The organism is Pseudomonas sp. SJZ079, from assembly GCF_007993865.1.
Lineage (GTDB): Bacteria > Pseudomonadota > Gammaproteobacteria > Pseudomonadales > Pseudomonadaceae > Aquipseudomonas.
Genome location: NZ_VIUH01000046.1, coordinates 1 through 12,521, shown reverse-complemented (window position 1 = coordinate 12,521; position 12,521 = coordinate 1). Strand labels below are relative to the sequence as shown.

The following is a 12,521-nucleotide window of genomic DNA, read 5'->3' as shown; positions in this document are numbered from 1 at the left end:
GATGCGGCGTTTCTCGTCGCTCATTTGGAACAACCAAACCGCGCTCCTCGTGCCTTGCCTCGCGCAAAAACAAGCTACGGCGCGGCCGCGAATGACACGGCAACAGACCCTAGCCTGCCATGCACCGCAGTATTCGGCCGGCCTGAACCATATGCGTCACGTTTTCATGCGGTCGTTTCGGCTGGGTGCTGTCTATCCCGATGTTTTCGGCTAAGGTACGCGGACTTTAGTCTGAATGTTTTCACAATCGAACATGACGCCTGCTATCGATTTGCTGAAAAAGGCCAAGGCTGTGTATCAGGTGCACAGCTATAGCCATGATCCCAAGGCGGCTTCCTACGGTCTGGAAGCCGCAGACAAACTCAAGCTGGAACCGGCGCTGGTGTTCAAGACCTTGCTGGCGAGCAGTGAGAAAGGCGAGCTGTTGGTGGCCGTGGTACCGGTCGTCGGCAGCCTCGACCTGAAAGCACTGGCCCATGCCGCCGGGACGAAGAAGGCCGAGATGGCTGATCCGCAGGTGGCGCAACGCGCCACGGGTTATCTGCTCGGTGGCATTAGCCCGTTAGGGCAGAAGAAGCGCTTACGGACCTTCATCGATGAATCTGCGCTGCGCTATCCGCGCATTTTCGTCAGTGCCGGGCGACGCGGATTGGAGGTGGAGCTGGCGGCCGAGGTATTGGCGCTGCATACCCTGGCCCAGTTCGCGGCGATCGCTCGGGTTTGACTTCATCGGTGGAGGGGCCCGCCCGGTGACCCACGGCAATGCGCTAAGGCTCCGTACTCGCGTTCTGCTGCGGACCTGCTGTTCTCTTTAGACCCATAACAACAAGGAAACCCGCATGTCTCAGTATCTGCTTGCCATTGATCAAGGTACCACCAGCAGTCGTGCCATCGTTTTCAGTGCTCAGGGCTTGCCGGTAGCGAGTGCGCAGCAGGAGTTCAAGCAGTACTTCCCCCAGGATGGCTGGGTCGAACACGACGGCGAGGAACTCTGGCTGAGTACCCTCAAGGTCTGCCGTGAGGCACTCAAACAGAGTGGGCTGAGCGCCACTGACGTAGCGGCCATCGGCATCACCAATCAGCGCGAAACCACCCTGGTGTGGGATGCCGCGACCGGCGCGCCGATCCACCCGGCTATCGTCTGGCAGGATCGACGTACCGCCGACTACTGTGCGGAACTTAAGCGCGCGGGTCATGAGCAGGCGGTAGCGGCCAAGACCGGATTGCTGATCGACCCGTATTTCTCGGCCACCAAGTTGCGCTGGATTCTCGACCAGGTGCCAGGCGCCCGCGCGCGTGCAGAGCGTGGCGAGTTGCGCTTCGGCACGGTGGACAGCTTTCTGCTGTGGCGCCTCACCGGCGGCAAGTCGCACAAGACTGACGCCACCAATGCCTCGCGTACGCTGTTGTTCAACATCCACACCCAGCAGTGGGACGAGGAGTTGCTCAAGCTGTTCGAAATTCCTGCGAGCCTGCTACCAGAAGTGCTGGATTGCGCCGCCGCGTTCGGCATCGCCGAGGCCGGCTTACTCGGGGCGGAGATTCCGGTGTTGGGCATGGCTGGCGATCAGCAGGCCGCCTTGATCGGCCAGGCCTGTTTCCAGCCGGGCATGGTCAAGAGTACCTACGGCACCGGTTGTTTCATGATCCAGAACACCGGCGATCAGCCCGTGAGCTCGAAAAATCGCCTGCTCACCACTATCGGCTATCGCCTGAATGGCAAAGTCACCTACGCTGTTGAAGGCAGTATCTTTGTCGCGGGCGCGGCGGTGCAGTGGCTGCGTGATGGGATCAAGCTGATCAGCCATGCCCGGGATACCGAGGCGATGGCCGAGCAGACGGGCGATGCCTGTGGCGTCTATCTGGTGCCGGCGTTTACCGGGCTCGGTGCGCCCTACTGGGACCCGAAGGCGCGCGGGGCCATTTTCGGCCTGACCCGTGATACCGGCATCAAGGAAATCGTCACCGCGGGTCTGCAGTCGGTGTGTTATCAAACCCGCGACCTGCTCGAAGCGATGCGCCAGGACGGTGCCGCAACCCCTAGTGCGCTACGTGTCGATGGCGGCATGGTGGAGAATAACTGGGTGATGCAGTTTCTTGCCGACATCCTTGGGGTGACGGTTGAGCGCCCCAAGGTTACCGAAACCACAGCACTCGGCGTTGCCTACCTGGCGGGGCTGCAGGCAGGTTTGTACCAGGACCTGGATAGCATCGCCAGCCACTGGCATCGGCAGCAGCGCTTTACTCCACGCATGGCCGACAGCCATCGAGCCAAACTGTACGAGGGCTGGCTGGATGTGGTGAAACGCGTGCGCAGCGAAGGCTAGAGTAAGTGAATGAACCGTCATCTAGGGTGACGACATATTAGGAGTAGGATCCTTGCAATTCCACTCTCGGCCTTGGTCAGCGGTGCTGGGCCTACTGTGCGGGGCCTTGTTGGCTGCGCCGCCCGCTCGCGCAGAAACCCTGGTGATAGCCGGGGATGTCTGGTGCCCGGTCAATTGCGCCGCCGATGCCGCCCAGCGCGGTATTTTTGTCGAGTTGGCCGAGCAGATTTTTGCCGAGGCGGGTATCAAGGTCGAATACCGGGTGCTCAACTGGGCGCGTGCAGTGCATGACACGCGTTTAGGCAAACTCAATGCATTGGTGGGCGCAGGCGTTGAAGACGCCCCGGACTTTCTCTTCAGCGAGACAGCGCCGGGCATTTCGCGCATGTGTTTTTATGCGCGGCCGGCACGCTTGTGGCGTTACCAGGGCTTGTCCTCTCTGGCGGGCGTTAGCCTGGGGGCGATTAACGGCTACAGCTACGGCAAGCAAATCGACAGTTATATTCTCAGCCATCGGCACGATTCGCAGCGTGTGCAGATGGCCTCGGGCGATCATGCGCTGGCGATCAACGTCGAGAAGGTAGAGCTCGGGCGAATCGATGTGGTGTTGGCCAATACCTGGGTGATGGCATTGTTTTTGTCCCGTAACAGAATGCCGGATGCGCTTGAGCAGGTTGGTTGTCGTGTACCCGATGTGCCCATTTACCTGGCGTTTTCTCCTGCTCTGGAGTCCAGCAAGCGTTATGTCGAGTTGTTCGAACAGGGCCTGCAGCGTTACCGGGCCAACGGACGGTTACAGGCCTTGCTGAGAGCCTATGGGGTGTATGAGACGTTCTGAGGCCTTGGCTCAGGAGTCCTGCTGCATGATTTTTTCGTAGGCACTGGTCAGATCGTTCATCTGCCACAACAGGGTTTCGGTGGTGGTGGTGATGACCGTCGGTACGTAGCGTGAGTCGCTCGAGAGGCGAAAGCCGGCGCGGGCGAAGCGCCACTGGGCCTCGACCTTGTGCAGTGCCTCGCGGATCTGCGCGGTGTTCTGTCGGGCGGCCAGTAACGTTTGCAGCGCCACCTCGAATTCCTCGGTGACCTTCAATAATTCCTCTTCCAGTCCGCTGATCGGCAGGCGCCAGCTCACCGCGAGGTAGAGTTTGGCGATGCGTTGGCTGAGCATGCGCTGGCGGCCGCTGAGGTTGACCAGGTGCGCACTGCGACTGCCGGTGTGGCGTTCGATCAGTTGTACGACCTGTTCGCTCTGCGCCAACAGCTGGTCGCTGAGCTGTAACAGGCGTAGCGACTGCTCAGGGTTCGGGCGGGTCAAGGCCAGTTCGCGGTAGACCTGCCAGGTATCACTGGCGCTCTTCAGCGCGGCGCTGATGTCTGGAGTGGGGGCGTATGCGCTGAGGGCGAGGAAGTTGCTCTCGAAGCGTGCCACGCTCTGGTCGAGCTGGGTGATAGCCACCTCACTGCGGACTTCGGCACCGATCATCAGGTAACTTTTGGCGATGCGCTGGTTGAGCATGCGCTGCATGCCGGACAGGTTCATCGCCTCGGCGTCGCTGATGCTGGCCCAGGCGGGAGGGCAGAGCAGGGTGAGGCCCAATAGCAGGGTGGGGGCAAGACGGCTGAGCATGTGAGTCTCCATAGGCGCACCGCAACATTGCACGTGCGCCGTCGGCAAAGGCCTCTTTGTGGTGCTGGGGTTGTCAGTAGCTGTATTGCAGCTGCAGCCACAGCTTGTCGGTGTCGACGGCGAAGTCGTCGGCATCGTAGCTGGCGTACTTGACCAGGCCGACCAGACCCGGAACGCCCGGGATGGGGTGGCCGTAGGAGAGGTCGATCTCGTCGCCGTAGCTGGTGTTGCCCTGCTCGGCGTCGAAGTCGTGGTACCAGGCCTGCAGGCTGCCGCCGAGCAGGGGCGCGGTAAAGCCGACGTAGGCATCCTCGACACCGGCGGCCGGGGTGGTGAGGAATATGTCGGCCCAGCCCTGGAAGGCGTGCTTGGTGGCCAGCGGAGTCTGGAACGCGCGGTTGCCTGGGCCATCGTCGCCGCCGAGCACTTCGTAGCCGGCCTTCAGCGCGACGCCCTTGAGCGCATCGCCCTTGAACATGTAGCCCAGCTCGGCCAGGTAGTAGTCACTGTCCAGTTTCTGTGGGTTGTCGGCGTAGTCCTCCTGCTGGGCATACTCGGCGACGACGCTGAAGTCGCCGATGGCAGCGTTGGCGCGCAGGCCGTTGGTGCGGCTGGACAGGCTGCCCAGCGCGGCGGCTCCGCTCACAGCGATGTTGTCCAGGCCGAGCAGGTAGCTGTAGCCGGTCATGGTCAGTTGCGGAGCGCCGCGAAAATCACGCAGGAGCACGTACTGGGCATTGAATAGGTGGCTGTGACCTTTGATGTTGGCCGGGTTGGTCTTGTTGTCGTACCGGCCGTTGCCCGGACCGAAGATGCTGTTGATGTTGTCGATATAGCTGTAGGTCAGAGTCAGGCCGGTGATTGGCTTGAGCTGGCCGAACGCGCCGTCGTAAGTCTGCTCGTTCTGCCGCCAGGCGACGCCGCCGACGAAGCGCTGATTGTCCAGGTTGATGCGCTGACGCCCCAGCACCGCGCTGCCGTACTTGTGGTCGTAACGCAGCAGGGCCTGGTTGACTTCGCTGCCGTCCGGGTCGGCGACCACCGAGTAGTCGCTCTGACCGTTGCGCGTGCTGTTATAGGCGGCATCGCCGATACGGCTGACGTTATCGGCCTCGATCAGGGCGGACAGGCCGTACCACTTGCCACTCTGGAAGCCGGCGCGGGTACGTAGAGTCTGAGCGTTGGCGTGCTTGAGGGCATTGTCCTGGTCGACATGTTCATAACGGTAGCGCGCATCGAAGATGGCTTTGCCCTGGGTGAACAGGTTGCTGAAATCTTCTGCGGCGAAGGCGGCGTGGCTGAAGGTGGCGGTGGCAACGGCCAGCGACATCAGTGTCGGTTTAATCATGCTCATAGCGGTCTTTCCTGTAGGCCAAATAACGCAAAAAAAAACGTCACAGTGCCCGCGACTCCATAAGGAGCAGGGTTCCGTGACGTCGTTGTCGGTTGAGTGGCAGACACGCCGTTGTGCTGACCGGGACGGGTCCTAGCAGGCGGCGTGCCAGAGTCTGCAACTTGTTGATTTGTTTTGGATAATTTGTTTTTTAAGAGCCTTTTGCTATTAACTCGTGCACCAGGCTCGCTCGTTGCGCATTGAGACAGTGCAGCTGTACCGCGCACTCGCAGGCTGGCTGTATCACCCACTGTCAGGCGGCATGCGGCATGCTGGTAACCATCGGCAATCAGGAGAACGGCCATGTACCTCGAGTTTCACCAGATCGACGCCTTCACCCACCGTCCGTTCAGCGGCAACCCGGCAGTGGTCTATCGTCTCGATGCCTGGCTGCTCGATAGCCTGATGCAGCAGATCGCCGCGGAGCACAATCTGGCCGAGACCGCCTTTGTGCTCCGCGAAGGTGCCGCCTGGCATATCCGCTGGTTCACTCCGGTCGCAGAAGTCGCGCTCTGCGGCCATGCCACCCTGGCCAGTGCGCATGCGCTGTTCGAGTTGTACGGCGAACCGGGCGAGCGCCTCGACTTCATCTGTAAGAGCGGTGCGCTCGGCGTTACCCGTGAGCAGGATCGTCTGGTGCTGGACTTTCCGCGAGAGCGGACCACCGAGGTGCCGCTCAGCCCCGAGTTGCAACGAGCCCTTGGCCAGCCGGTACTGGCGGTGCGGCAGGGCAGCGAGCTGATGGCGGTACTCGAGTCCGAGGCGGCTGTGCGCGCCTGTCAACCGGACATGCTTGCGTTGGCACCTCTGCCCGGGCTCGGAGTGATAGTCACCGCGCCTGGCGAGCGGCATGACTTCGTCTCGCGTTATTTCGCGCCGGCTCTCGGCATCAACGAGGACCCGGTGACCGGCTCGACCCATTGCAGCCTGATTCCCTACTGGGCGCAGCGTCTGGGCAAGCGCGAGATGCTGGCCTACCAGTGTTCGGCACGCGGCGGCGAGCTGCACTGCCGGCTGGAGGGCGAGCGAGTGAACATCGCCGGTCAGGCCGTGCTGGTCGCCAGCGGTCGGTTATGGCTGGCCGAGAGCTGAGGGAGTCGCATCGCTGTCGAGAGCGGGTCACAGATCAGTGCGTCAGCTCTGTTCGCAGGCATTCACTCAGTTGGCGCCGCTGTAACGGCGTACGCCCGATTCCGCCAGGTTAACGTGCGCAGCAATGCTGCCGGGCACGGGAAACACCACCAGGTGATCGGCCGCGACGCGAATCCCGACTTCCTCGCCTGGCTGATGGTCGGCGTGGCTGGGGAAGATCGATTCGAGCTGGCTGCCCGTCGCCAGTTGCAGGCGATACAGGGTGGCGGCGCCGAGGAAGGTCTTGCCGACGATCAGGGCCTTCTGCTCGCTGTCCGGCGCGTAGACGATGTCGTCGGGGCGCAGCAAGACGTCCACCGCACTACCGGTCGGCCAGGTATAGGCGCGGTTGCCGCGAATCAAGCCCAGCTCGGTCTGTACCGAATCGGGGCTGAGCAGCAGGCCGCGAATGAAGTAGCCCTGGCCGATAAAGCTGGCGACGAAGGGCGTCAAGGGCTCGTGGTAGAGGTTGTAGGGGGTGTCCCACTGCTCGAGCCGGCCCTCATTGAATACGCCGACGTGATCGCTGACGGCGAAGGCCTCTTCCTGGTCGTGGGTCACCAGGATGGCGCTGGTGCCACGGGCCTTGAGGATGTCGCGGACCTCGTGACTCAAGCGTCTGCGCAGCTCGCCATCGAGGTTGGAAAATGGCTCGTCGAGCAGCAGCAGGCGCGGCTCGGGGGCGAGGGCGCGGGCCAGGGCAACGCGCTGTTGCTGACCACCAGACAGTTCATGCGGGTAGCGTTTGCCCAGATGGCTGAGCTTGACCAGCTCCAGCAGCTCGTCGGTCACGCGTGCGCAGTTGGCTTGCTTGCGGATGCCAAAGGCGATGTTCTCGGCCACGCTCAGGTGCGGAAACAGCGCGTAATCCTGGAACACCATGCCAATTCGACGTTTCTCCGGCGCCAGGGTGAAACCGGCACGCGAGATGACCGTGTCGGCCAGTTGAATCTCACCTTCGAGCACCGGTTCGAAGCCGGCGATGGCGCGTAGGGTGGTGGTCTTGCCGCAGCCGGAAGGGCCGAGCAGGCAACCGATGTCGCCGGCATTCAAGTGCAGATTGAGGTTCTGCACGACTTTGTGCTCATGGTAGCCACAGCTCAGACCGTGCAGGTTCAGCAGCAGTGGATGGCTCATGCGTGGTGGTACGCCGGTTCGACGAGGAACTCCAGCAGCGCCTTTTGCGCATGCAGGCGATTTTCCGCTTGATCCCAGGCTACCGAGCGCGGGTCATCGAGCAGGTCGACACTGATTTCCTCGCCCCGGTGTGCCGGCAGGCAGTGCAGGAACAGTACGTCCTCGGCCGCGCTATCGAGCAGGGCGCGGTTGACCTGATAGGGCTTGAACAGCTTCATCCGCTCGGCGCTTTCCTCTTCCTGGCCCATCGAGGCCCAGACGTCGGTGCTCACCAGGTGCGCACCCGCCACGGCTTCGCGCGGGTCACGGAAGATCTGCACGCGCTCGCCGGCCTGGGCGAGTAACGCGGCATTCGGCTCGTAGCCCTGCGGACAGGCCACGCGCAGTTGGAAGTCGAATTGCAGCGCCGCTTCTATATAGGAGTTGCACATGTTGTTGCCGTCGCCAACCCAGACCACGGTCTTGCCCGCGATGTTGCCACGGTGCTCGAGGTAGGTCTGCATGTCGGCCAGCAGTTGGCAGGGGTGCAGATCATCGGACAGGCCGTTGATTACCGGTACTCGCGAATGGGCGGCAAACTCGGTCAGGGTGCTGTGCGCGAAGGTACGGATCATCACCGCGTCGAGCATGCGCGACATGACGATGGCGGAGTCGGCCACCGGCTCGCCGCGGCCGAGCTGGGTGTCACGCGGCGAGAGGAAGATCGCCTGGCCACCCAGCTGGATCATCCCAGCCTCGAAGGATAGGCGGGTGCGAGTCGAGGCCTTCTCGAAGATCATTCCCAGGACACGATTTTTCAGCGGTTCGAACAGCACCCCGCGGTTGCGCAAGTCCTTCAGCTCAATGCCGCGTCGGATCAGGCCCACCAGCTCAGCGGGTGTGCAATCCATCAGCGAGAGAAAGTGTCTTGCGCTCATCGGTAACTACCTTTTTCACAACAAAGCGCAGGTTCAACGGCCAAATAAACAGGGGGAAAGGCAGAACCTGCGGCTAGGAGCCGCACGGGGCGACGAAACGGGGAAGGCGCGATCTTATAAGGAAATGACGAGCAGGCGCAAATTGTCCGGTCGGTGATTGGCAACAGGGCGTCGTGCGAGTCTTTACGCTCGCGAAGTGCGAGGTGTCACTCGCGTGACCACTCTGCTTGATAGCTCCAGATCGGGTTTAAGGTGGGCGCCGTGACCACTATCCGCTAAAGATTCATTGTCGGCATCCTGCACGCATGAATCGGCTGGCATGATGCCGGCCGATTCATGAAACGAACACTGCTAGCACAGGTTTCCTACAGCGCCCATAGTCGTGTGTGTACCGACCCGAGCGGTCGTCTCGAACAAGAATATGAGGCCAGGCCATGACCAAGACCCTCCATCACCGTGCGTGCCATCTCTGCGAAGCCATCTGTGGCCTGACCATCGAGACCCAGACCGAGGCTGACGGCAGCACGCAGATCCGCTCGATCAAGGGCGACGCCCAGGATACCTTCAGTCGTGGCCACATCTGCCCCAAGGCGGTGGCGCTGCAAGATATCCAGAATGATCCCGACCGCCTGCGCCAACCCATGCGTCGAGTCGGTAGCGAGTGGCAGGCGATCGACTGGGACGAGGCCTTTGCCCTGGTGGCCGAGCGCCTGAGCGAGATCCAGACGCGTCATGGACAAAACGCCGTGGCCACCTACCATGGCAACCCCAGCGTGCATAACTACGGGTTGATGACCCACAGCAACTATTTCCTCGGCCTGCTCAAGACCCGCAGCCGTTTCTCCGCCACCTCGGTGGATCAACTGCCGCATCACCTGGTCAGCCAGCAGATGTATGGCCACGGTTTTTTGCTGCCGATCTGCGATATCGATCATACCGACTTCATGCTGATCCTCGGTGGCAACCCGCTGGCCTCCAATGGCAGCATCATGACCGTGCCGGATGTGGAGAAGCGCCTGAAGGCGATCAAGGCCCGCGGCGGCAAGTTGGTGGTGGTCGATCCGCGGCGCAGTGAAACGGCAGCTATCGCCGATCAGCATGTGTTCGTCCGTCCGGGCGAGGATGCGGCGCTGTTGTTCGGCCTGCTTAATACCCTGTTCGACGAAGGTCTGACCCGGGCCAGCCATCTGCCGGTCGCCGGTCTGGACGAGGCGCGCCAGGCCATTGCCAGCTTCACCGCTGAAGCCATGAGTGCGCGCTGCGGCGTGCCGGCCGAGCAGATCCGCCAGCTGGCCCGCGACTTCGCGGCTGCCGACAAGGCCGTGTGCTACGGCCGCATGGGGGTGTCCACCCAGGCCTTCGGCACCCTCTGCCATTGGTTGATCCAGCTGATCAACCTGGTCACCGGCAACCTCGACCGCGAGGGTGGGGCGCTGTGCACCGAGGCGGCCATCGACCTGACCACCTCCAGTTCCGGCACCCACTTCGACCGCTGGCGTAGCCGCGTCTCCGGGTTGCCGGAATACGCCGGCGAACTGCCGGTGGCGGCCCTGGCCGAAGAGGTGCTGACACCGGGCGAAGGGCAGATCCGAGCGCTGATCACGGTCGCCGGCAATCCCGTGCTGTCGACCCCCAACGGACGTCAGTTGGAACAGGCGCTGGACGGTCTGGAGTTCATGCTCAGCATCGATCCCTATATCAACGAGACCACCCGATACGCCGACCTGATCCTGCCGCCGACCGGGCCGCTGGAGCATGATCACTACGACATGACCTTCAACAGCTTCGCCGTGCGCAACGTCGCCCGTTTCAATCAGCCGGTGTTGGAAAAACCAGTCGGCACCCTGCACGACTGGGAGATTTTCGTCGGCCTGGCCAAGGCCTTCGCCGGCAAACTCGGCGTGGAGTTGAAGCCAACCATGACGCCGGCGCAAATAGTCGACAGGGGCCTGCGTGCGGGCCGCTATGGTGACGAGTCCGAACAGAAACTGTCCGTGGTCAAACTGCTGGAGCACCCCCATGGCATCGATCTGGGGGCGCTTAAGCCGAATCTGGCCGAGCGCTTGAACACCCCTGGCCGGCAAGTTCAGGCGGCCCCGGCCCTGCTCCTGAGCGATCTGCCGCGCTTTGCTGCGCAACCCGTGGCAAAGGCCGGCGAGCTGGTGCTGATCGGCCGTCGTCATGTACGCAGCAACAACTCCTGGATGCACAACTACCATCGTCTGGTGAAGGGCAAGCCGCGGCATCAGCTGTTGATGAATCCAGAAGACCTGCTCCAGCGTGGTCTGAGCGATGGTCAGCTGGTGCAGGTACGTTCGCGGGTCGGGGCTATCGAGGTGGAAGTGGCCGCCAGCGAGGAGATGATGCCCGGCGTGGTCAGCTTGCCTCATGGTTGGGGCCATGCGCGACCCGGGGTGCAGCTGGCTATTGCCAGTGCCCAGCCGGGTGCCAGCGCCAACGACCTGACCGACGAGCGCCAGCTCGATGCGCTGTCCGGCAATGCCGCGCTGAATGGCGTGCCGGTAGAGGTCTCAGCGGCCTGAGCGGTGAGAGCGGTAGCCCGGATGTGCTCCGGGTTACCGCTGCATTTGCTGTGATTCGCGTGGGGCTTCAGCGCAGTCGGCGGGCTGCGAGTAAACGGATAAGCTGTCGGCTAAGGCCGAGCATTGCACTCGGCTTTTCGCTACAATGCCGCCACCATGCCGATCCGTGAGTCGGCCAGTTGAGTCGAATAGTTAAGTCCTGAGGTGCCCCATGGATATCATCGAAACCATCAAAGAGCAGATCGCCAACAACACCGTTCTGCTGTACATGAAAGGCTCGCCGAATGCCCCGCAGTGTGGCTTCTCGTCGAAAGCCGCGCAGGTGGTTATGGCCTGCGGTGAGAAATTCGCCTACGTCGACATCCTGCAAAACCCGGAAATTCGCGCCAACCTGCCGAAGTACGCCAACTGGCCGACCTTTCCGCAGTTATGGGTCGGTGGTGAACTGCTCGGTGGCAGCGACATCATGGCCGAGATGTTCGAGAAGGGCGAATTGCAAACCCTGATCAAGAACGCGGTCGAGAAAGCCAACGCTTAAGTTGCTCTTTCGTTGAAAGCCCCGCCACTGCGCGGGGTTTTTTGTGCCCGGGGAAATAAGTGCGCGGTTAGCTAATGCTGCACTTGGCGGGCACGGCATATGTGATCGGTGATCTTAGACGCGCATAAACAGAAACGGGAGCCATTGGCTCCCGTTTTTGCATCTGAGATTGGGCGCGCTTAGTCGTCCATCTGCGACTGCAAATAGTTCTGCAGGCCAACGGCTTCGATCAGGCTGAGTTGGGTCTCTAGCCAGTCGATATGGTCTTCTTCCGAGCAGAGGATCTCTTCCAATAGCTCACGGCTGGCGTAGTCGCCGATGCTCTCGCAGTAAGCAACAGCCGCTTTCAGGTCGACATGGGCCTTGTGCTCGATCTTCAGGTCGCACTCGAGCATTTCCTTGGTGTTTTCACCGATCAGGATCTTGCCGAGGTCTTGCAGGTTGGGCAGGCCTTCGAGAAAGAGAATGCGCTTGATCAGCTTGTCCGCATGCTTCATCTCGTCGATGGACTCATGGTACTCATGCTCGCCGAGCTTCTTCAGGCCCCAGTCCTCGTACATCCGCGCGTGCAGGAAGTACTGATTGATGGCGACCAACTCGTTACCGAGGATCTTGTTCAGATGCTGGATGACTTTCTTGTCGCCTTTCATGTCTGGGTCTGCCTTGCGGAGGAGGTAACTGCAAAGTCTGGCCCGGTGGGGTCGGACTGTCAAACCTAAGCATTTGAAATTTAAGTAAAATTAAATATAAATACGAACGTTTAAGTTCTGCGTTTTGAGCCTAAGTCTCTGAATTGCAGGCATAAAAAAAGGTTCATCGCGCTTTCCCGGGGAAGGCGGCCTTGATTTTCAGGAAGAAGTAGTCCGAGTCTCTGAAGCCATAGGCCATACGCTTGATCACCTTGA

General features: G+C 61.4%; 12 protein-coding genes and 1 pseudogene. 7 read left to right on the top strand and 6 right to left on the bottom strand.

The genetic code is table 11. The features are described from left to right. The 4 genes from FBY03_RS23150 to FBY03_RS22715 all read left to right on the top strand — a co-directional run. Window positions 1-214 (top strand): hypothetical protein (locus FBY03_RS23150; protein ID WP_218570814.1); only part of this gene is annotated, 214 nt, incomplete at its 5' end. A 39-nt stretch (window positions 215-253) separates the two neighbouring features. Next, window positions 254-724, top strand: a complete 471-nt coding sequence (gene ybaK, locus FBY03_RS22725) for a Cys-tRNA(Pro) deacylase (RefSeq protein WP_147174614.1) — start codon at window positions 254-256, stop codon at window positions 722-724. A gap of 115 nt (window positions 725-839) precedes the next feature. Continuing rightward, on the top strand, window positions 840-2,327 hold the full coding sequence (gene glpK, locus FBY03_RS22720; RefSeq protein ID WP_147174613.1) for a glycerol kinase GlpK: 1,488 nt from the start codon (window positions 840-842) through the stop codon (window positions 2,325-2,327). A gap of 52 nt (window positions 2,328-2,379) precedes the next feature. Continuing rightward, window positions 2,380-3,165, top strand: a complete 786-nt coding sequence (locus FBY03_RS22715; RefSeq protein ID WP_147174612.1) for an ABC transporter substrate-binding protein — start codon at window positions 2,380-2,382, stop codon at window positions 3,163-3,165. A gap of 9 nt (window positions 3,166-3,174) precedes the next feature. Here FBY03_RS22715 and FBY03_RS22710 read toward each other — a convergent pair whose 3' ends face one another. Next, complete coding sequence (locus tag FBY03_RS22710; protein WP_147174611.1) at window positions 3,175-3,957, bottom strand: type IV pili methyl-accepting chemotaxis transducer N-terminal domain-containing protein; 783 nt, start codon at window positions 3,955-3,957, stop codon at window positions 3,175-3,177. A gap of 73 nt (window positions 3,958-4,030) precedes the next feature. Further along, window positions 4,031-5,311: a hypothetical protein gene (locus tag FBY03_RS22705; RefSeq protein ID WP_147174610.1), complete on the bottom strand. Its 1,281-nt coding sequence runs from the start codon at window positions 5,309-5,311 to the stop codon at window positions 4,031-4,033. 342 nt (window positions 5,312-5,653) lie between these two features. Here FBY03_RS22705 and FBY03_RS22700 point away from each other — a divergent pair, with 342 nt between their 5' ends. After that, the gene (locus FBY03_RS22700; protein WP_147174609.1) at window positions 5,654-6,442 is read left to right on the top strand and encodes a PhzF family phenazine biosynthesis protein; all 789 of its coding nucleotides are present in this window, start codon (window positions 5,654-5,656) and stop codon (window positions 6,440-6,442) included. Between the two features lie 66 nt (window positions 6,443-6,508). Here FBY03_RS22700 and FBY03_RS22695 read toward each other — a convergent pair whose 3' ends face one another. Continuing rightward, complete coding sequence (locus FBY03_RS22695) at window positions 6,509-7,618, bottom strand: ABC transporter ATP-binding protein (RefSeq protein ID WP_147174608.1); 1,110 nt, start codon at window positions 7,616-7,618, stop codon at window positions 6,509-6,511. Beyond that, entirely contained in the window at window positions 7,615-8,535 is a 921-nt protein-coding gene (argF, locus tag FBY03_RS22690) for an ornithine carbamoyltransferase (protein ID WP_147174607.1), read from the bottom strand. Before argF ends, FBY03_RS22695 begins: the two co-directional genes overlap by 4 nt. 434 nt (window positions 8,536-8,969) lie before the next feature. Here argF and FBY03_RS22685 point away from each other — a divergent pair, with 434 nt between their 5' ends. Both FBY03_RS22685 and grxD read left to right on the top strand, forming a co-directional pair. Further along, the gene (locus FBY03_RS22685) at window positions 8,970-11,078 is read left to right on the top strand and encodes a molybdopterin oxidoreductase family protein (protein WP_147174606.1); all 2,109 of its coding nucleotides are present in this window, start codon (window positions 8,970-8,972) and stop codon (window positions 11,076-11,078) included. 211 nt (window positions 11,079-11,289) lie between these two features. After that, window positions 11,290-11,616: a Grx4 family monothiol glutaredoxin gene (gene grxD, locus FBY03_RS22680; protein WP_147174605.1), complete on the top strand. Its 327-nt coding sequence runs from the start codon at window positions 11,290-11,292 to the stop codon at window positions 11,614-11,616. Between the two features lie 179 nt (window positions 11,617-11,795). Here the strand turns inward: grxD and bfr are convergent, their stop codons facing one another. Next, window positions 11,796-12,266 carry a bacterioferritin gene (bfr, locus tag FBY03_RS22675; protein ID WP_147174604.1) on the bottom strand — a complete coding sequence of 157 codons (471 nt, stop codon included), beginning with the start codon at window positions 12,264-12,266 and terminating at the stop codon, window positions 11,796-11,798. A gap of 163 nt (window positions 12,267-12,429) precedes the next feature. Next, a pseudogene (locus FBY03_RS22670) lies at window positions 12,430-12,521 on the bottom strand (ISL3 family transposase); the annotation flags it as partial.